This window comes from Weizmannia sp. FSL K6-0777 (assembly GCF_038593185.1).
Classification (GTDB): domain Bacteria; phylum Bacillota; class Bacilli; order Bacillales; family Bacillaceae_C; genus Weizmannia; species Weizmannia faecalis.
Genome location: NZ_CP151971.1, coordinates 852,937 through 871,827, shown reverse-complemented (window position 1 = coordinate 871,827; position 18,891 = coordinate 852,937). Strand labels below are relative to the sequence as shown.

General features: G+C 45.9%; 20 protein-coding genes. 4 read left to right on the top strand and 16 right to left on the bottom strand.

Translation table 11 applies throughout. From position 1 onward, the window contains the following. Positions 1-305: 305 nt before the first annotated feature. The 3 genes from NST70_RS03910 to NST70_RS03900 all read right to left on the bottom strand — a co-directional run bounded on the left by NST70_RS03910 (position 306) and on the right by NST70_RS03900 (position 3,393). Positions 306-1,289 carry an amino acid permease gene (locus NST70_RS03910; protein WP_342476186.1) on the bottom strand — a complete coding sequence of 328 codons (984 nt, stop codon included), beginning with the start codon at positions 1,287-1,289 and terminating at the stop codon, positions 306-308. A gap of 33 nt (positions 1,290-1,322) precedes the next feature. Then, positions 1,323-2,843 (bottom strand): IS5-like element ISBco3 family transposase, encoded by a 1,521-nt coding sequence (locus tag NST70_RS03905; RefSeq protein WP_342475790.1) that lies wholly within the window; start codon positions 2,841-2,843, stop codon positions 1,323-1,325. Between the two features lie 106 nt (positions 2,844-2,949). After that, a complete protein-coding gene (locus tag NST70_RS03900; RefSeq protein ID WP_342475789.1) occupies positions 2,950-3,393 on the bottom strand; it encodes an amino acid permease in 444 nt (147 codons plus the stop codon). A gap of 435 nt (positions 3,394-3,828) precedes the next feature. Here NST70_RS03900 and NST70_RS03895 point away from each other — a divergent pair, with 435 nt between their 5' ends. The 4 genes from NST70_RS03895 (at position 3,829) to NST70_RS03880 (ending at position 7,561) form a co-directional block, all read left to right on the top strand. Beyond that, positions 3,829-5,187: an MFS transporter gene (locus NST70_RS03895; RefSeq protein ID WP_110134285.1), complete on the top strand. Its 1,359-nt coding sequence runs from the start codon at positions 3,829-3,831 to the stop codon at positions 5,185-5,187. Continuing rightward, positions 5,171-5,947 (top strand): sugar phosphate isomerase/epimerase family protein, encoded by a 777-nt coding sequence (locus NST70_RS03890; RefSeq protein ID WP_017551644.1) that lies wholly within the window; start codon positions 5,171-5,173, stop codon positions 5,945-5,947. The genes NST70_RS03895 and NST70_RS03890 overlap by 17 nt, the downstream gene beginning before the upstream one ends. A 95-nt stretch (positions 5,948-6,042) precedes the next feature. Further along, positions 6,043-6,870 carry an HAD-IIA family hydrolase gene (locus NST70_RS03885; protein WP_017551643.1) on the top strand — a complete coding sequence of 276 codons (828 nt, stop codon included), beginning with the start codon at positions 6,043-6,045 and terminating at the stop codon, positions 6,868-6,870. Beyond that, positions 6,863-7,561 (top strand): MgtC/SapB family protein, encoded by a 699-nt coding sequence (locus NST70_RS03880; RefSeq protein ID WP_017551642.1) that lies wholly within the window; start codon positions 6,863-6,865, stop codon positions 7,559-7,561. The genes NST70_RS03885 and NST70_RS03880 overlap by 8 nt, the downstream gene beginning before the upstream one ends. 40 nt (positions 7,562-7,601) lie before the next feature. Here NST70_RS03880 and NST70_RS03875 read toward each other — a convergent pair whose 3' ends face one another. The 13 genes from NST70_RS03875 to NST70_RS03815 all read right to left on the bottom strand — a co-directional run bounded on the left by NST70_RS03875 (position 7,602) and on the right by NST70_RS03815 (position 18,646). Then, a complete protein-coding gene (locus NST70_RS03875) occupies positions 7,602-8,165 on the bottom strand; it encodes a glycerol-3-phosphate responsive antiterminator (protein WP_017551641.1) in 564 nt (187 codons plus the stop codon). A 442-nt stretch (positions 8,166-8,607) separates the two neighbouring features. Beyond that, entirely contained in the window at positions 8,608-9,852 is a 1,245-nt protein-coding gene (locus tag NST70_RS03870; RefSeq protein ID WP_017551640.1) for a flagellin, read from the bottom strand. Positions 9,853-10,134: 282 nt separating this feature from the next. After that, positions 10,135-11,340 (bottom strand): SEC-C metal-binding domain-containing protein, encoded by a 1,206-nt coding sequence (locus tag NST70_RS03865; protein ID WP_017551639.1) that lies wholly within the window; start codon positions 11,338-11,340, stop codon positions 10,135-10,137. Positions 11,341-11,486: 146 nt separating this feature from the next. Next, entirely contained in the window at positions 11,487-11,828 is a 342-nt protein-coding gene (locus tag NST70_RS03860) for a nucleotidyltransferase domain-containing protein (protein ID WP_017551638.1), read from the bottom strand. Next, the gene (gene csrA / locus NST70_RS03855; RefSeq protein WP_017551637.1) at positions 11,818-12,072 is read right to left on the bottom strand and encodes a carbon storage regulator CsrA; all 255 of its coding nucleotides are present in this window, start codon (positions 12,070-12,072) and stop codon (positions 11,818-11,820) included. The genes NST70_RS03860 and csrA overlap by 11 nt, the downstream gene beginning before the upstream one ends. Positions 12,073-12,076: 4 nt before the next feature. After that, positions 12,077-12,526, bottom strand: a complete 450-nt coding sequence (gene fliW / locus NST70_RS03850; protein WP_014095887.1) for a flagellar assembly protein FliW — start codon at positions 12,524-12,526, stop codon at positions 12,077-12,079. 205 nt (positions 12,527-12,731) lie between these two features. Beyond that, on the bottom strand, positions 12,732-13,625 hold the full coding sequence (gene flgL / locus NST70_RS03845; RefSeq protein ID WP_013858614.1) for a flagellar hook-associated protein FlgL: 894 nt from the start codon (positions 13,623-13,625) through the stop codon (positions 12,732-12,734). 14 nt (positions 13,626-13,639) lie between these two features. Next, positions 13,640-15,256, bottom strand: a complete 1,617-nt coding sequence (gene flgK / locus NST70_RS03840; protein ID WP_017551636.1) for a flagellar hook-associated protein FlgK — start codon at positions 15,254-15,256, stop codon at positions 13,640-13,642. 22 nt (positions 15,257-15,278) lie between these two features. Continuing rightward, on the bottom strand, positions 15,279-15,749 hold the full coding sequence (locus NST70_RS03835) for a flagellar protein FlgN (protein ID WP_014095889.1): 471 nt from the start codon (positions 15,747-15,749) through the stop codon (positions 15,279-15,281). A gap of 12 nt (positions 15,750-15,761) precedes the next feature. Next, positions 15,762-16,028 carry a flagellar biosynthesis anti-sigma factor FlgM gene (gene flgM / locus NST70_RS03830; RefSeq protein ID WP_014095890.1) on the bottom strand — a complete coding sequence of 89 codons (267 nt, stop codon included), beginning with the start codon at positions 16,026-16,028 and terminating at the stop codon, positions 15,762-15,764. Between the two features lie 70 nt (positions 16,029-16,098). After that, the gene (locus NST70_RS03825; RefSeq protein ID WP_013858610.1) at positions 16,099-16,494 is read right to left on the bottom strand and encodes a TIGR03826 family flagellar region protein; all 396 of its coding nucleotides are present in this window, start codon (positions 16,492-16,494) and stop codon (positions 16,099-16,101) included. Between the two features lie 66 nt (positions 16,495-16,560). Further along, entirely contained in the window at positions 16,561-17,268 is a 708-nt protein-coding gene (locus tag NST70_RS03820) for a ComF family protein (RefSeq protein WP_014095891.1), read from the bottom strand. Further along, positions 17,261-18,646 carry a DEAD/DEAH box helicase gene (locus tag NST70_RS03815; RefSeq protein ID WP_014095892.1) on the bottom strand — a complete coding sequence of 462 codons (1,386 nt, stop codon included), beginning with the start codon at positions 18,644-18,646 and terminating at the stop codon, positions 17,261-17,263. The genes NST70_RS03820 and NST70_RS03815 overlap by 8 nt, the downstream gene beginning before the upstream one ends. Positions 18,647-18,891: the final 245 nt, after the last annotated feature.

Here is an 18,891-nt window from a genome sequence, read left to right as displayed (position 1 = left end):
GGCGGCATGTCAAAAAGTGAACATTTTTAAAACGGAATCTGTTGTGTTCATTTTTCTCCGGCATTTCACCAGGTGACAGGAAAAATCTGTTTTTTCCCAAAGCAGGAACATCCTGAAAAAGATTTTTTGGCATTCTATGGCAGCACATCCAGAGCGAAAATTTGCAGAGGGAAAACGCGCAAACATTGCGAAGAACCCGGGCATTTCGCGGCAGGAAAAACGCAGAGCAGCCGCAATCTTCCAGGACCAAATATCGAAACACGAAAAACTGCTCCGGTTCGATCCGGAGCAGTTCACTTCAGAGCTTAGTAATCTTTTACAGGCGTTTCCCTGAGCGGCGTGTTCTTCGCGCGCACTTTCGGGGCGACTGCGATTTGGTAGTATACAAGCAGAAAGACGAGCCAGAGAACACCGGCGAAAACGGAGATGCGGGTTAACGGTGAAATGGCAATCGCAATAAAAGCTAAAAGAAGCATGACCAGCCCGGCAATCGGCAAAACCGGCCAGAACGGCATTTTGTAATGAAAACTTGCGCCTTTGTCTTTGGATGCGGCCCGGTTCACAAGCTCCAGCACGAGGATCAGCGCCCAAATAAAAATAGCCGAAAAGGCGGAAGCACTCGTGATCCAAACATAGACAGTATCCGGCGCAAGATACGTGATGACGGTTCCAACCGACATGGCCACAGCAGTTGCAAACACGCCGGCGTACGGAATTCGCTGTTTGTTGAGTTTATTGAGGGAACGCGGGAGCAATCCTTCATTCGCCATACTGTAAAGCTGCCGGCTGCCACCGTAAACGCCGGTATTGCATGATGAGAGCCCGGAGAAAATAATGATCAGGTTCATCAGCGTTGCCGCAACCGGAATGCCAACTTGCGAGAAAAGAAGAACATACGGGCTGCCGTCATGCCCGGCCAGTTGCGTCCACGGATACGCGCACAGCATGATCAAAATGGATCCGATATAGAAAAAGGAAATCCGGTATGTAACACTTCTGAATGCTTTCGGCATCGACTGGCGCGGGTTGTCCGATTCTCCAGCTTCCACGGCGAGCGTTTCAATGCCGGCGTATCCCTGAATCACAATCGCAACCGCCTGGAAAACGCCGAACCACCCGGCCGGGAAAAACCCGCCGTGCGCCCAAAGATTCGAAAAGCCAACGATTTTTCCACCATTAAATAAACCGGTAAAAATCATCAGCGCGCCGAAAACCATAAAGGCGAGAATCGCAAAGACTTTTAAAATCGCAAACACAAACTCAATCTCGCCAAAAATTTTTACAGCCAGTAAATTAGGGCTTGCTGAACGAATCAGATTCTGTCAGATACAAGCCAAATTACGGTTATTAAAATATAAAATAGTGTTGTACAAAAATTTCAAAAAAAGAACCCTGAGCTTCCGCTCCAGATTCATTATAAGGAATTGAAGGGCTACTACTGTTTCACTGGTCTCCTGAAGGCGTGCTCGAATAAGGCCTAGCCCATACTTGCGCTTGCCTTCGCCAAATTTGCTTTCAACGGCATTACGTTCGGAGGCATCCTGCCTTGCCACGCGTTCTAAGGTTTTGTCTTCCGTTTTGGATGGGCGTCCCAACCTTGGCCCACTCAGACGAATGCCAAGAGATTTACAGTATGCTAGGTTGTCACGGTTTCGGTAGATTTTATCTGCTAAAATCGCTTCTGGATAAAATCCGAACCGGTTGTAGTAGTTCTCAATAGATTCTCTAAGGGTGATCCCTTCATTGTAATTTTCCCAGTCGAGTTGCTCAATCAAGGCATAGCCATCTACAACGCTAAGGGCGACTTTTGAGCCGAATTCCACGTTCGCTTTTGCCTTGCCACGCACAATTGGACGGACATGCGGCTGGGAAATGCTCACAATCCGGTGGTCAATCCGATGTGTTTTCTTTTTGTACATTTCTGCCTGTTGGCGGTAAAGTTCATGAATCACGAGGAGTTGTCGGTATTCATCTTTGCTCAAAAGAGACAGGGAGCTTTGGGAAATGAGATTTCCAATGATCTCCAGATTCCGTTTCACATATCCAAGTTGTTTGCCGACAGCTTTCCGGATTTTCCGGGCTCCAGCTTTGCGTTGCTTAGCGACAGAAAGATAGTCCCTGCGGGCTCTTTTTCTGTAGGTCCGTGGCTTTGGTAATTTTCCTTTGTGCGGTTCATGCAGTACATCAATGATATGTTCCAGTTTCTCACGGGCTTCGTTCAAAAGCCCCAGATCAGTAGGGTAAGCAATATCAGCCGGTGCACAGGTTGCGTCCAGAATGAGCTTTCCTTTGTTCTTCGTTTTAGGAGAAGCCGATCCAGTTGAATTCTCTTCCGAAGCAGGACCGGAAGGTTGATGATCACCACTACTATGATCGTCATCATCATGGTGATCATCATCGTTGTCATTTTCCTTAGATGCTTCTTCCGATTGGCGTTCTTGTTCTTCCAGAACAATCCATTCATTCAGTTCATTGATGATGTTTGCACCCAAACGTTTTCTAAAACGAGTCATCAGAGAATGATCGAATGGGGCTTTTTCCTGGAATTCAGGCAACCCGATAAAATACTGAAGATACGGGTTTTCCGTGATCTGTTCGACTGTTTCCCGGTCAGATAGCCCAAGCCGTTCTTTGATATAGAGAGCCCCAAGAGCAACTCTGACAGAATAAGCCTTTTCACCTTTGAACTTTTTCTTGAAGGACTTGGCATACTTTTCTTCAGCCTTCCACCAAGGGATTAATTCAGCAAGACGGACCCAGCGATTTTCTTTATTTAATTTTCCACCGAATGGTAGAAAAAAATCTTCTACAAAAGTTAATTGATGTTCAGTCTTTTTGTACATCGTAACGGCCTCCAAGTGCAAGGTTTTTTACACGTTTCCTATAAAATCCTTACACTTTATATTCGACAAAAGTGGCCAAAATCCTTGTCAAATCTGGAATTTTTGTTTATTCAGCAAGCCCTAAATTAGAAACTGTGAATAAAATGAGTGCCAAAAATCCTGGAATCCAGGCCGGAAAATGCGGAAACCAGAACTGGACCAGCTTTCCGATCGCGGCAAGCTCCGACATCACAGTCGCCACCCATAAAAACCACCACATGCCGCCTGAAACAAAGCCCATCCGCTCGCCGAACAAATCATGCGCATACTTGCTGAATGATCCGGCCACCGGTTTTTCAACCGTCATTTCCCCGAGCGCCCGCATGACAATGGCGACAACCAGGCCGGCCGCAATATACGCCGCCAAAACGCCCGGTCCCGCCATTTTCACTGCCTGCGAAGCGCCGTAAAACAGACCGACGCCGATGACGCCCCCTAATGCCAAAAACTGAATATGCCGGTTTTTCAGCGACCGGCTTAAATGATTGCCCTGTTTTCTGTCATTCTCCATCCTTCCAACTCCATTCGCTTTTTTGTCTGCATACCCTTTGCCCAACCGTTTAAACAAAACCGGCGGATGTTTCAGCTTCCGATCCTCGGGGTATACTAACGACAAAAAGGAAGTGAAACCATGTCCGATAAACAGTTGAAGAACGAAGAAGAAAATGAAAAGAAGAAAACGAAGAAGCTGGCTGACAAAACACTGACGGACGGGACAATGGACAGGAAGGAAAAGAAGGAGGAGTAAAATCTGAACTGATAAAAAATTTTGTTTTTTGTATTGACAGCCTAGCCTAAATCTTGTATAAATAATTTAACAACAAAAAACGTATAATCTCTATGGCTGGAGACGATGAGAAGCCATAGCCAAAAACATGACAAATGTTTTTTTGGCTATGGCTTTTATTTTTCGGCAGGATTATACGGAAAAGAAAGGGAGAGAAAAATGAGTTTTGAGCATTTAGACTCGCCACAGTTAAAGCGCTTCCAAAGGAAAGTCACACTTTTGTCTGCCGGCGGTACTTTTTTGGATGGCTTTGATTTAACGGTAATTGCTGTTGCCATGCCGCTGATCCTTGATCACTGGGAATTCGGGCCGGGCATGCAGGGACTGATTACTTCCTCAGCTGTCATTGGCTCTTTTATCGGAGCAATCTGGCTGGGGAATTTAACAGATAAGTATGGACGGAAAGCCATGTACGTGGTTGATTTGTTGGCATTTGTCGTTTTTGCGACACTTACGGCGTTTGCCCTGGCACCTTGGCAACTGGCCCTCTTCAGATTTTTACTTGGCATAGGGATCGGGGCAGACTATCCGATTTCCGCTACGCTTGTATCCGAATTCAGTGCGACGCAAAGCCGGGGAAGGCACAGTACATCACTCGGCGCCATGTGGTTTGTCGGAGCGGTTGTTGCCTATCTGGTTGGCATACTGCTTGTCCCGCTCGGCGAAAATGCGTGGCGTTACATGTTACTTACTGGCGCCATTTTTGCTCTCATTGTCTTCTTTTTCCGTGTAACGCTTCCGGAATCACCACGATGGCTTACTGCAAGGGGGCGTGAAAAAGAAGCAGAAGAAATTATGCTGAAAATTACCGGACAGAAAGTCAAAATTCAGCCAAATATGAAGCCAAAACAAAAGATTAGCAGCCTTTTCACGAAAGGACTTTTCCGTCGCACTTTCTTTGTTTGCGGATTCTGGTTTTGCTATGCCGTTGCCTATTACGGAATTTCCATGTATACACCGACCATTCTAAAACCATTTACTCACGGATCGCAAATGATGGTATATATTGGTTCCGGAACGGTTAGTTTGTTGGGCTTAATCGGAGCAATTATCGGGATGAATTTGGTTGAAAGAATTGGCAGAAGGCCGTTGATCATTACTTCTTTTACCGGCTTATCCATTGCATTAATCATTTTAGCACTGAACCCTTCTCCGACAATGGCTTTTCTTGTCATCTTATTCAGTTTTGCCGTACTATTTGCCAACATGGGTGGCGGCATTCTTAATTTTGTATATCCAACTGAGTTATTTCCAACCGGCATTCGTGCAAGCGCTTCCGGATTGGCAACTGCCGTCAGCCGGATTGGTTCAATCATGGGCATTTTGGTATTCCCAAACCTTGTTGTGGCATGGGGTAACAGCAAAGCCCTCTGGTTTTTTGCCGCCGCCGGATTGCTGGGACTTCTTATCTCGGCTATTTTAGCACCGGAAACAAAAGGGAAAAACCTCGAACTTATTAATCAGGAATTTGATGAAAAAAATGCTGAAGCAGGAGGTAAAAATGGAAACTTGGCTTAGTATATGGTCAATCGGGCAGGAGAGCACGCTGGATGATTTTAAAATACTTCAAAAGGCCGGCTTTGACGGCGTTGAAATTTGGGCAGAGCATTTACGGGCAAAAGAAACCTTTGAATATGCCCGGCAAACTGGCTTAAGAACGAGCATTCATCTTCCATTCCATGATTTGAACATTGCCACGCCGGACACGATTATCTATGAAAGGGCGTTTCATGTATTAAATGAATGGATGGATATTTTAGCGGGATACGGAGGCAGCCATGCCGTTTTGCACGGTGGCTATGCCTGGTCCTCTGAAGAACGTGATGAAACGCTGTGTCGTGTTCAAAGCCGGCTCATGAAATTAAATGAAGCGGCACAAAAGCGGGGGATCGTGTTGTTGCTTGAAAATCTAATCCCTGACCGGTTAAATTACTGCCACCATGTTGCTTCTAGCTTAGAAGAATGGACCGGCCTGCTTCAAGCCTGTAATTTGAAGGCATGCCTGGACACGGGACACCTGGCGATCATGGGAAATGAACTGGAAGAGACTGTAAAACAGCTTGGTGAATTGTTGGGAGAGATACATGTATCAGAAAATGACGGAAAAGCGGATTTGCATTTGCTGCCGGGGGAAGGGAACCATTATACAGAAAAACTGATTGATATTTTGACAAAGTATCAGTTTACAGGGCCGGTTGTATTCGAAATTAATCCTTATCAATATACTCTAAAAAATATAGCAGATAATATGGCAAAGTTTAGAGAAAAGCAAAAATAACACGGGCAGAGACTTTAGAAACCCCCAGCTGGTAGTAAACCTTTTTCAAGGTTTATTAAACTGGGGGATTTTTCTTTTACTGGGAGGGAAAGCAATTGAAAAAGGGATTTATTTTTGATTTGGACGGAACCATTTATCTCGACAATCAATTAATAAAAGGGAGTGCGGAAACGATTGACTTCTTGCAGAATCGGGGACACCATGTTGTTTTTTTTACCAATAAATCTATTGCCACCAGAACTGATTACGTAAAAAAATTGAACCATTTGGGGATCCGTACCTCACTTGAAGACATTATCAATTCAAACTATGTGACTGCAAGATTTTTAAAGCAAAAAATGAATCCATCAGAGCTTGCCTATGTGATCGGAGAAAAAGCTTTGTATGATGAATTAGAAAAAGAAGGAATTTTAATTACAGAAGATGCTAATCTCGCAAACTATATTGTGCTGGGGTGGGATCGCCAGTTTACTTATGAAAAACTGAAGCAGGCATATATGGCATGGCGAAACAATCATGCTTTGATCATTGCCACCAATCCTGACCGTACATGCCCTACTGCAGAAGGACCGGTTCCGGATTGTGGTGCATTAATTGGAGCATTTGAAGGCGTGAGCGGCATCAAGATTGACCATATTATGGGAAAGCCCTCGAGGTTTGCTACAGATCTTATTGTCAACCATATATTAAAGCTGAAGCCGGAACAATGCTATATTGTCGGTGACCGCCTCGAAACTGACATTCATATGGGAAATGTGTATGGCTTACATACCATTTTGGTTTTAACAGGGATCAGCACGCAACAAACGATCAAAACAACAGGGATACAACCGGAGTACATTCTTGAAAGTGTAAAAGAAATTATGCAAATGTCCGAGATTACGGACTGTAAAGCAGAAAGACGAGGTGCTTTGCATGATTGAATTTTTTCAGTTTGACAGCGAAATGCTCCTAAAACTCGTCATGTCTTCCATACTTGGATTGGCAATCGGGCTTGAACGGGAAATAAAAAGAAAACCACTCGGATTAAAAACAAGTCTTGTGATTTCAATTGTCAGCTGTTTATTGACAATTGTTTCCATCCAGTCTGCTTATTCGTTTCCGCAATCCGATTTTGTCCGTATTCAAATGGATCCTTTAAGGCTCGCTGCCCAGATTGTTTCCGGAATCGGATTTCTTGGGGCGGGCGTAATATTACGGAAAGAAGATGATACCATTTCCGGTTTAACAACGGCTGCCATGGTTTGGGGGGCAGCCGGTATTGGAATTGCCACCGGTTCAGGCTTTTATATGGAAGCAATTGCAGGGGGCGTACTGCTCATCATTAGCGTGGAGATCATTCCGGGATTGATGAAAAAAATTGGTTTTGAAAAGCTGTACGCAAAAGAGATTTCTCTCAATCTTATCTTACAGGACAGCCGTGATATCCAAAAAGTCATTCGCTCCTTAGAAAAACAAGATATGAAAATCATCCAAACCCATATTAAAGATCTGGAACATGCAGCATACCAGCTTGAGTTAAAAATAAAAGTCAGAGAAAAAACGAGCATTGCTTATATTTATAGTGAAATCATTCAAATGAATGAAATCAAGCGGTCGGAAATCAGCGGATAAAAAAAGAAACGGCACAAAAGGCCGTTTCTTTTTTATCAAATTAAATATCAAAATTCCAAAGTGAAGGATCCCCTGTTGAAATCGCCAGTGCACCTGCCTCTAATCCTTGCAAAATATCCTCTTTTGATTCAATTAAACCACCGGCAATAATTGGAAATTTTACCTTTCTTGTCAGCTGGTCGATAATGTTTGGCATCAGACCGGGAAGTACTTCAATGGCATCAGGACTACAGGTTTTACTCGTGTCAATTCCCTTCTGGACAGCGGATTTATCAATGAGAAAGATGCGCTGAATGGTCATTAGTTTTTCATCTTTTGCATATTTAATTAAAGAATGTTTGGTGGTGATAATTCCGGTTGGCTTCCATTTTTGAGCGACAAATTTGACAGCACTCCTTGCATTGGATAACCCTTCAATAAAGTCCATATGTATAAAAATATGCTTTCCGGCCTTTCTTAACTGTTCGAGATAATCTGACGTATTCAGCAAATCCCCTGTTAAGAGAAATACAATATTAGCACGGCTCAAAGCTGCTTTTTCAATATCTTCTTCTTTCTTCACTGAAGCAATGACCTGCGATTGAACAAGATCAACAATATTCAAAATAATTACCCCCTTTTTATAACCATGCTATATGTACTTATTCCTTTAACCTTGCTGGAATTCCTTCATAAAAAACTCTCCTTCAGCCGTCAATAGAAAGAATTGGCAAATACTTCTTACCCCGATTGTGTTCATGGTTTAACGATTTGGGGTGATTTCCATTCGTTATTTTAGCAAATGGCAAAGTGTCTTTTTCCCGTAGCCATTAAAAAAAGGAAAGCATATTTGCCCCAATGCTTTCCTCTTATTTCTATTTTTTCTTCTGGACTGTACTTATCTTTTATACGTGAGATCTTTACCGGTGTAAACAGGTTTTTTCACTTCAATCCAGCAGATGCCGGAAAAACGCCATACGCTTATCAAGAAGTATCATGAAGGGAATCAAATATACACAAAAATATAAAGGAGACCCCGGAAAAGGCCTCCTTTGTGAAATATAAAATTAACGCAACAATTGCAATACTTGCTGTGGTTGTTGATTGGCTTGAGCCAGCATAGCTTGAGCAGCCTGGGCAAGGATCGATTGCTTTGTTTGTTCAGACATTTCTTTCGCCATGTCAACGTCACGAATACGCGATTCAGCAGAAGTCAGGTTTTCTGACGAAGTTGTCAGGTTGTTAACTGTATGGTCTAAACGGTTTTCAAAAGCACCAAGTTTGCCTCTTTCAGCCGATACTTTTTGAATAGCATTGTCAATGACTTTAATCGCTGCATTTGCCTGTGTCTGCGTCGACACTTGCAATCCGCTGACACCTAAGGCTTGGGCACGCATATCATTGATGTCTACTTGTAAATTTTGTCCTCCGTTTGCCCCAATTAAGAAAGTTGCAGAACCGTCGGAACGGACATCTGCTGCTGCTTGCGTTTCTTTAAAAGAAGAAAGGGCGTTGGTTGCAGCTGTTCTGACATTCCCATTTTGGTCTTGGACGGTAATCGTGATGCCTTCAATCGCATCAGCCGTTCCTGCTGCAGCAGCTGCTAATTTCAGAGAGCCGTCTGTGTTAGCAGTAAGTGTTCCCCCTAAATTCGTTCCAATATCCGATAATTTAGTATCAGCTGCCACAGTTACACTATTTGTTGTTGTCGTTCCATTTTTGACATAAGTGACAGTGACTTTGTCCCCAGCCGTAATGCCTAGTGAATTGCCGTCCTTATCTGTAAGATCGGTAAGCAAAGTATCTGTTGTTGCAGCCGCATTCCCATTTCCTTTATCCTTAAAAATGCCGCTTGTATTTTCATTTGCCACAGCAGTCGTAACAGCTTTACCCATTGAACCGTCTAACAGATTTTTTGTGTTAAACTGGGTTGTATTGCCAATCCGGTCAATTTCGCTTTCCAACTGTGACATTTCACTTTGAATGTTTTGCCGGTCATCATCCGTATTTGTATCGTTAGATGATTGTACCGCTAATTCCCGCATACGTTGTAAAATATCATGCGTTTCATTCAGTGCGCCTTCAGCCGTTTGGAGCAAGGAAGTGGCATCCTGCGAATTTTTTGTTGCCTGGTCGAGGCCACGAATTTGCGAACGCATTTTTTCGGAAATGGCAAGGCCTGCTGCATCATCAGCAGCACCGTTGATACGAAGCCCCGAAGACAGTTTTTGCATTGCTTTCGATTGTGCGTTTGTCGCAGCATTTAAGTGGTTCAACGTGTTTAACGCTGCAATGTTGTGATTGATAATCATCTGTTTTTCCTCCTTGAATGTTGTGCACCCACATCCTTGTGGGCGAAATTTATCAACGGGGTTCGAGGTCGGCCGCCCTGTTCCCCCGCTCACTTTATATATCGGATAGCAGGACTTTTGATTTAATAGTTTTGCTGAATTTTTTTCTTTTCTTTCCTGTGGAGGTGGTGTGGGGGGACTGGGGGGAGAGCTGATGTATTGTGGTTATCCGGTGTTTGCAGTAACAGGCACCAAAACAGCAAAATTTCTTTTACTGTTTTGGTGCCTGTTACTGGTTATACCCTACCTCCCACAGCACTTCTTATATTTCTTCCCACTGCCACAGGGACATGGATCGTTTCGGCCGATTTTTCTGGTTGTTACAGGTTTGTTGTTTTCTTTTTTCAACGGGAGGGGATGCAGCGCCTCTTTTTCCTCCTTAAATATTTCGCTTGGCATATAGCCCTTTAAAATCCATTGTCTTGTATGATTATTTAATTGAATTAAAATGTTCATCATCGCTTCTGCAGTTTTGAAGTCGGCGATTTCAACCTGGGTTTGCATGAATTCAAGAAGATTGTTTGTTGATTCGCCCACTTTGATGGCAAAGATACATTCCATGATGATTTGGTCGGTTTCTTTACGGGTAATCCGATAATTGTCAAGAAGGAAGCGCCTGAATGATTTGGTGATTTTATTTTCCGGAACATAGTCAGGTGCGCCTGCTTGGAGTAACTGTGCTTTCGTAAAAGGATAGTAATCCAGGTCTTTTCTGCTGTCCTGCTCTTCTTTAATTTTAAAAGGATCAAATACACGTTGATGTATCAGGCCCTGATATTCCAAGCAAACCACTTTATAAAAATCGTCAGCCTGCCTCATCACGTTGAAAAACTCGATTGGACGAACCGGCTTTTTTGTATATTGTTCGATTTTTTCCAGCATGGTTTGGGAATTCAACACACCATAATAATACAGCATGCCTTGTGTGAGGCGAATCCATTCGGTGTTCCTTTTTAGAATGGATCTCACTTTCATGTCACCTTCTAGTGAAGACAGCGGCTCGATTAAATCTGCCGGCAGAGCGAGTACTTTTTCTCCCTTGTACGTCCCCGTGAAGATAAACCCAAGTGATTGTAAAAACTTGATTTGATAGGTTTCCATGGCAGGAGCAAATATAAAGCCCCCATTGTGGATCATGTTTTGAATCAAGCGAAATAAATGCTCATCTAATTGGCAGAGAATGATTTTCATGAGTATCGGAATATGTTCTTCTAGTACAGCCGTTAAATCCGCTTTTTTTAAGCTGCTTGCATTGCGGATGTTCAACCGTTTTCTGATTTCGTGTAACTCATCTTTTGTATATCGCAAAAGCCCGGCATGCAATGAGAAAGGAAGGGAAATCTCAGACCAAATTTTTTTTGCTTCCTTCTCCCTCATTTTTTCCGTCTCATCATGAATGGTTTCTAATGCTTGCAATAATATTTGTTCATCCGTACGATTATGTTTCAAAGTCGTCACCTCTATCATAACTGTATTATAAATCGATCCCGGGATCAAACACCAAGTGAAAAAGGACTGGCACCGCGTTAAGAATTTAAAAGTGGTGTCAGTCCTTTTTTGAGATGTCTGTAAAAAATGGAATGATGTGATGAAGTTTATGGACTTTCTATAAAATTGTCTTTTTCCATCTCATTCGGGATATCGTCATCCTGATACAAAAGCTTGCCATTTTTTAAGATTTCACTTTTCAATTGTTGAGAGGCATCTTCAAACTTAATGATGTCTAAGGAAAGTAAAGTATCCAGCTCGTCTTCCAAGTCCAAAGCAAACAATACCCATTCTTCTTTTGACATTTCCGGCGCCACAATGGCTAAATCAATATCAGACCGGTCTGTGTTATCTCCGACCGCTCTCGAGCCGAAAAGGATAATTTTCTTTACCTTTTCTGTTGAAAGGCCGATTTGAACGAGCTGGTTTTGAATTTTTTTATCCATCATTCTTCTTCTCGCTCCCACTGTCTTTCTTGGATTGGGCAAGCAGGTGGAGCAGGCCTTCGATATTTTTTGCGGCGTTCGCGTTTTCTTCCTGTATGTCCAAGTACACTTCTTTCCGGTGAATTTCAACATGTTTTGGGGCGTTGATGCCGATTTTGACCTGGTCGCCATGGATCGCGGCGATAGTGATTTCAATGTCATCGCCGATTTGGATCGACTCGCCTTTTTTCCGCGATAAAATCAGCATCTTCTCACCCCTTTTCCTTGTCCGGCCCGTCCGCAAAGAGCGGGTGCCTTGTGTGGTAATGCCGGTCGTTTAAAATCAGTTGTTTCGCCTTATGATTCTTTTCGTTCATAATGAGCGGGGCCTGCAAATTGGCTGTTGTTTCCGAAAACGGATCACGGACCGTCAAAATGGCATAAACCCGCACATCTTCCTCTTTTTCAATCGACAGCTGTTCAAGCGTGGCATCATCAATGTTAAATTCATAATCTCGGAAAAACAAAAACGGGCTTGTGACGACAAAAGCGACATAGGGTGACGCCGTTGACTGGAGGACCATGTAAATGCCGTCGTCCAAAAGCGGCAGCAAAACAAAGGATTTCTCATCCGGAAATCCCGGAATCCCGCCTTCAAAATGCCATATAGCTGCATCCTCTATTTCCACTTCACCGTGGTATTTTGTTTGAAGCTTCATCATGTTTAGTGAGGGGTCCCCGACTTTTGCTGCCGGGGAAAACCGCCTTCTCTCCTTTCGATGGGCATATTCTTTTGCGTTTTCTAAACCTTTGGGGGGGCATGCATGTTTCTGCTGCTAACCGGCGTTCCGCTCCTGCCCCGCCCGGTTCAAAAACATTCAGATAAAAAAACGGCACCACCTGGCAAAGCAGGGTGGTGTCCCCGTATTATTTCAAAAAGTCGAGCAATGTCGGCTGGATCACTTGTGCGCCGACTTTTAACGCAGCAATATAGGCGCCGGATGCAACGGAAAAGTCCGTGTACGCCTTATCGATATCCACATCTTCGTTTCCGGCCATGATCTTCGTTGCCGTTGTTTCCTGCTGGGTGACGCGGTCTTTCATCAAATCAAGGCGGTTGCTCCGCGCCCCGGCCTGCGACAGTTCGCTCAGCACATTGTCAATATGGCCGTCAATTTTGCCCAAATAGCTGTCAAAGCCGCTTGCCGATGTGCCGGATTTTAAATCGCTGATTAAATGGTTCAGGTCTTTAAACAGATCATCAGAAAAAGCATTTGCTCCGTTCGCATTGACTTGCAGATAAATGCCATTTGACAGTTCGATTTTTACCGGATTGGTGTTCATGCCGAGGCTGGTTGAGCCGTCAAACGTGCTGATATCGCCACTGATCGGCTTCTCCGTCGTCCGGGTGCCGTTAAAAATATATTTGTCATTGACTTTCGTATTGGCAATATTGACAAGCTGATCGCGAAGTTGTTCCACTTCATCGGCGATCGACTGCCTGTCAGTCGGAGTCTTCGTGTCCGTTGCCCCTTCCACTGTCAGTTCCCGGATCCGCTGCAACACCTGATTGGCTTCATCAAGAGCGTCATTTGTCGATTCAATCCAAGTGCTGGCTTCCGCGAAGTTGTCTTCGTATTGCTTCACCTGGGCGACGGTTCTCCGGTAGGAAATGCCTTTCATCGCGGACAGCGGGTCATCCGAAAGTTTGTTGATCTTTTTGCCGGAAGACAGCTGTTCCTGGTATTTCGCGAGTTTACTATAGCTTGTGTTTAAATTGTTTAAGAAATTATTGGCGAGCATCGATTGGGTTACACGCATCGTTTTTCACCTGCCTATCTGCCTACAACACCCATGCCGTTGATGATTTTATCGAGCATTTCGTCTGTCATAGTAATCATCCTTGCTGCAGCATTATAGGCTTGTTGGTATTTGATCATATTGGTTAATTCCTCATCAACCGATACCGAGCTGACGGACTTCCGGTTCATATCCACCGAATCCAAAAGGGAAGCGGTATTTGTCTGCATATTGCCTGCCTGTTCGGCATCAACCCCGAGCTTTCCAATGAGGCCTTCGTAATTGCTGGTGATGGTGCCGGATGCAAGCGGCAGACCGAGTGCCGCAATGTTAAGCCTGCCACTGATCCCTTCAAGCTGCACGGATTGGCTGCTTAAATCAAAGGTAACCACATTTGCAAGATTAATGGCATTCAGCCCGTCGCCGGAATCGCCATTTGAAGAGGCGGCGATTTTGTCGTATGTAAGGCTGCTGTTGACGGCAATTTGACCCGCGGCCCCTTTGTAGTCCGTTAAGGTACCGAACGTAAAAAAGGCAGTCCCGGCATTCCCTTTAAGGTCTGTCCCTTTTTCGTGGACAGCATTTAATACGTTTCCGAATGTGTAGGCGAGTTTGTCCAGGCTGTCGAGCAAACTCGGATAAGCCCCTGCTTCCACTGTGCCGTTTGCGCCGGCATACTGATAACCGTAGCTGTCAATCAGTCCCAACAGTTTGCCTTGCGGGAACGTGACCTTGCCGGTTGTATCCGCGACAGCAAAATTTTTCCCGCCGATTGTGATGCCGGTCATTTCCCCGTTTGCCGGTGGGCCGTCGAGGATACCGTCGCCGTTGCTGTCGGTTCCCCCTTGTACTTCAACTGCATTGTAATTTGAACCTTGGACAAGGTATACGCTTGTGCCATCCGCAGCGGTCATTTTAATGTTGTAAATGCCGTCCGCGTTTGCTTTTGGATTTCCCCCGCTTTTTTGTACTTCGACGGTGACGTTCAAATAACTGGACAACTTATCGACAAGGCTGTCCCTTTTGTCATACAAGTCGTTTGGCAAATAACCGTTCGGCTCAAGTTCAGCGATCTGTTTATTTAAGTCACTGATTTGCTTTAAAGTGGAATTGATATCGTTGACCGATACGCTGATTTCGCTGCCGACATCCGTTTTGTACTGGGAAAGCGTGCTGTTTAAATAGTGGAATGTATCCGTCAGCGTCTGCCCGCGTTCCAAAACAACCGAGCGAGCAGATACGTCTTCTGGATTCGTGCTTAAGTCCTGAAGGGATTCCCAGAACGCTTCCATTGTGTTGGACAAACTGCTTTTCGTTCCCGTTTCATCCATGACGGCTTCCATTTTGCTTAATGCACCAGATTTGGCTGACCAGTAACCCGCTGCACTGTTGTTTTCCCGGTATTGGACATCGAGATACTTGTCGCGGATCCGCTGCACTTCGCCCGCTTCCACCCCTGTCCCGAGCTGTCCGGCGATGGCCGGGCGGTTCATCGAAGCAGCGGGGTACGGATCTGACGCCTGCAAGTTTACCCGCTGCCTTGTGTAGCCATCGGTATTGGCATTGGCCACGTTCTGCCCGACGGTGTACAGGGCATTCTGTTGGGCCGTCAAAGCCCGTTTTGCTGTTTCTAATCCAAAGAAAGTGGACACCTTGCTTCTCCTCCGTATTCTTTCAGGCTTTTGAGTCGAACCGCGGCATGGCGGCCGCCGCTTTTTGCCCGGACGGCGGCCCGTATGTGGTGGGTTCATTTTTCGGATAAATCAGATCCAGCATGAATTGGGTAAATTGAAGGGAATGATAAAGGAGCATCTGGTTCAGCTCATTTTGCTGTTTCAGCTTCTTTGTGATGCCAATCAGGCTGTCCCTCAATGTTTCGAGCTGGGACCGTGCTTCCCCCGATACGGCCGCGATGCAGTCCGACAGCGTCCCATTGCCGCCGGTAAGCGTCTTTGCCAGCGTTTCCCGTTCCTGTTCAAGTGCGCCGATTGCACGGATATGGGCCTGTTCTTCCTGCGTAATTTTTTGCAGCCGTTCTATCTCCTGCTTTTTCACCGCTTCGGTTTTTTCGGTGGCAAGGATAAACAGGCTTTCATGGAGCTTCTGCAATTTTTCAAGACATCGGATCAATTTTTCCGCAGCCATTTACGCCCCTCCTTACTTGCCTGTAAAATATTTCAAAATGCCTTCAGCGGTTTTTTCCGCATCCGGCTGATAGGTTCCGTGCTGTACCTGTTGTTTTAAAGCCTCAATTTTCCGGCTCCGTTCCTGCTCAAACTGGGACGTTTTTTGCAACTGTTTCGCTTCTGAAGAAATTTCCACTTTATCCGTTTTCCGGGTGCTGGAGGCGGTTTGCTGCACATCCCGCCTGGCTTGCTGCTGATACGGATTGATCCCTGAAGTATTGACCGGATTGATTTTCATTCGGCTCACCCCTTTTTCAAACAGTATCCGTTCCATTATGTTTATTATATCGGATAAAGCTGCGCAATGTTTACTTGATGTGATAAGTCTTTTTCCTTATTTCTTCCTGCCGTTTCTTTTCTTTTTCAAAACGTTCAAGATCTTTTGCAATCGTTTTTGCACATTCTTCGCATAACTTTCCGGACTGGATTAATTTTCCGCAACGGTCGCAAGGATATGCCAGATTCGGAAAATGCGCAATCAAAAGCCGGCCGCTCCGCACCCATTTGAAAACCAGTTTTTCCGGGACATTGTTTTTTTCAACAATTGTCTCGATTGTTGCCGCACGGTTTTCGCGTTTCCGCAAGAATTGAAAAACCCGTTCAAATGCAGCTTCTTCCTCGCGATAACAGTCTTCACACACATCGCGGACGGAATTTTTGACATATAATTTACCGCAATTCGGGCAGTTTGCCAACTCCGCCATTCGGCCCGCCTCCTTTTCCGGCACATTTGTCTTCTATCTTCTATATCGGCAGAAATTTCGTTGTGTTTAACTTCTCGCCACAGTTAACGATACAATTTTTCGGGCGCCCGCTTCACGCAACACTTTTGCTGCATGGCGGACGGTTGAACCCGTCGTGTAGATATCATCCACCAGTAAAACGGAACGGCCTTCGATTGAAACTTCTTTTTCCATATAAAAAGTTTGGGCTTGATGAATGCGGTCAGCCCGTGTTTTTTTCGATTGCTTTTCAGCGTGGACGCGGTGAAGAATGTTTGCCGTTTCGAGCCCGGCAGCACGGGCGAGCGCCTCCGCCTGGTTAAAAAGCCGTTCGGAAAGGCGCTCCGGGCTGAGTGGGACCGGCACGATGCAGTCAAATGTGCGGGACTTAAGCACCTCTTTGATGCCATCCGCAAAAATGGCGGCAAGCGCATAATCCCCGCGAAATTTGAAACGGGTAAAAATTTCTTTACAAAAATCGTTGTACGTATAAAGCGAAATGTTTTCATCCAGCACGCCCGCCCATTCCGGGTCTTGTTCCCATCTGGCACAGTCAAGACACAGAGCTCCCTCCACATAAGAAGCATCCAACTTGGCCAGGGGTCGGGAACATTTCGGGCAGACAGGCGGTGTAATTTTTTCAAGCTGCGCGCGGCAATCTTCGCAAAGAAGTGGTCCGGGCTGCGGAAAAATCAGCGTGCGCCAGGACAGTTTATGGGTAAGCGGCTGATGGCAGAACAGGCAATATTCATGCATCGAGCAACCCCCGCTTTCCCGCTTCTTCATTCATGGAGAGAATATGGCGCTGTGCTTTCACCATCGCATTTGATTTTCCGTAATGGAAAAACGTCACGTCCCCACTTGGGAAATCGGCGCTTCTTCCGGCTCGGCCCGCGATCTGGACGAGGGCAGCTTCCGTAAAGATAGCATCTTCCGCCCCGACGACACAGACATCAATATTCGGAAACGTGACGCCGCGTTCAAGAATGGTCGTTGTTAGCAAAAGCGGCGTTTTGCCGGCGCGCATCCTTTCCACTTTTTCTTTCCGATCCGGGTCTTCTGCGTGCACCGATTCAATCGCTGGATGCAGCTGTTTAAAAACCGGCTCTGCTTTTTTCATGAGGCGGATGTTCGGGAGAAAAAGAAGCGCCTGTTTTCCGGATTCAAGCCTCTTTTTTACCCATGCTTCAACCGGAACCGGGAGCTTGCCTTTCTCAAACTTTTTTCGCCAGTTGCCTGCCCATTTGAATACAGGAACAGGGAGGGGCTTGCGGTGATAGCGGGCCGGGATCGTGACAAACGGGCGCTTACCTGTCTTGCATTCAAGCTGCCATGTTTCACTTGGTGTTGCGGTAAGATAAATGCGGGCGCAGCGGTCTTTTGCCGCTTTTTGAACGGCGCACTGCAGCGTTTCATCGAAAGTATACGGAAAAGCGTCCACTTCATCTACAATCACGACATCAAAGGCGGATGCAAAGCGGTACAGCTGGTGGGTAGTGGAGATGACGAGCTGCGCCCATTTATGGCGGTCAGGGCTGCCGCCGTAGAGCGCGGCAATCGGAATATCCGGGAAAACGCGGCGGAAGCGGGGGGCAAGTTCAAGGACGACATCTGTTCTGGGGGTTGCGATGCAGACGCGTTCGCCGTTTGCAAGCGCCGCTTCAATCCCTTTGAAAACGATCTCTGTCTTCCCTGATCCGCAAACAGCCCAAATCAAGAGCTCGTTTTTTTGAAGAATGGCTGCTTTAACCGCTTCGGATGCAGCCTGCTGCCCTTCAGAAAGGGTGCCATCCCAATGGAGCGGGTGCCTGGGCGAGTGGAATGCGGGCGCAGGGCCTGCCCATGTGATAAGCGGCTTGCATGCGGTGACCCGCCCCATCATCAGGCAGTTCCGGCAATAAATGCTCGTTTTCCCGCAGTGGGCGCAAGGGAATTCGGCAAAAAGATGCGGCGCGCGGTTGCCGCAGCGCAAGCAGACACAGTGCGGGAATTCGCCCTGTATCGCCGGCTCAGCGCGGATCCAGCCTTGTTTAAAGTGCTGATCAAGCAGTTCCGGTGAAAAAGGGATTTCCGGTTCGAACAGGATCCGTCCGGCGAGGTGGCGTTGAAGCTGTTCGGAGAAAACAGAAGGCAAACTGATCACTCCTTTGTTTTAATCGCGGGGGTGGGAAAATGGGGGCAGCCCGGTTCTAACGGATTTGGGAAAATGGCAGGCAAAGGACCGTATGGATAATGGAGTGCAACCGCCTTTTCGCTTATTCAATCGCGGATTGGCTGTCCGGCGGGTTTTTGGACTTGTCCCAAGAGGTAAAATCCTCCAAAGTGATTGACTGTCCGGCGGGTTTCAAGACTTGTCCTCGGGCGTGTTATGCCAAGTTT

Coding starts and splice junctions, on each gene's coding strand:
- NST70_RS03905 (WP_342475790.1), bottom strand. CDS start 2,843: ATGTACAAAAAGACTGAACATCAATTAACTTTTGTAGAAGATTTTTTT.
- NST70_RS03900 (WP_342475789.1), bottom strand. CDS start 3,393: ATGGAGAATGACAGAAAACAGGGCAATCATTTAAGCCGGTCGCTGAAA.
- NST70_RS03895 (WP_110134285.1), top strand. CDS start 3,829: ATGAGTTTTGAGCATTTAGACTCGCCACAGTTAAAGCGCTTCCAAAGG.
- NST70_RS03890 (WP_017551644.1), top strand. CDS start 5,171: ATGGAAACTTGGCTTAGTATATGGTCAATCGGGCAGGAGAGCACGCTG.
- NST70_RS03880 (WP_017551642.1), top strand. CDS start 6,863: ATGATTGAATTTTTTCAGTTTGACAGCGAAATGCTCCTAAAACTCGTC.
- NST70_RS03870 (WP_017551640.1), bottom strand. CDS start 9,852: ATGATTATCAATCACAACATTGCAGCGTTAAACACGTTGAACCACTTA.
- NST70_RS03860 (WP_017551638.1), bottom strand. CDS start 11,828: ATGATGGATAAAAAAATTCAAAACCAGCTCGTTCAAATCGGCCTTTCA.
- csrA (WP_017551637.1), bottom strand. CDS start 12,072: ATGCTGATTTTATCGCGGAAAAAAGGCGAGTCGATCCAAATCGGCGAT.
- fliW (WP_014095887.1), bottom strand. CDS start 12,526: ATGATGAAGCTTCAAACAAAATACCACGGTGAAGTGGAAATAGAGGAT.
- flgL (WP_013858614.1), bottom strand. CDS start 13,625: ATGCGTGTAACCCAATCGATGCTCGCCAATAATTTCTTAAACAATTTA.
- NST70_RS03835 (WP_014095889.1), bottom strand. CDS start 15,749: ATGGCTGCGGAAAAATTGATCCGATGTCTTGAAAAATTGCAGAAGCTC.
- flgM (WP_014095890.1), bottom strand. CDS start 16,028: ATGAAAATCAATCCGGTCAATACTTCAGGGATCAATCCGTATCAGCAG.
- NST70_RS03825 (WP_013858610.1), bottom strand. CDS start 16,494: ATGGCGGAGTTGGCAAACTGCCCGAATTGCGGTAAATTATATGTCAAA.
- NST70_RS03820 (WP_014095891.1), bottom strand. CDS start 17,268: ATGCATGAATATTGCCTGTTCTGCCATCAGCCGCTTACCCATAAACTG.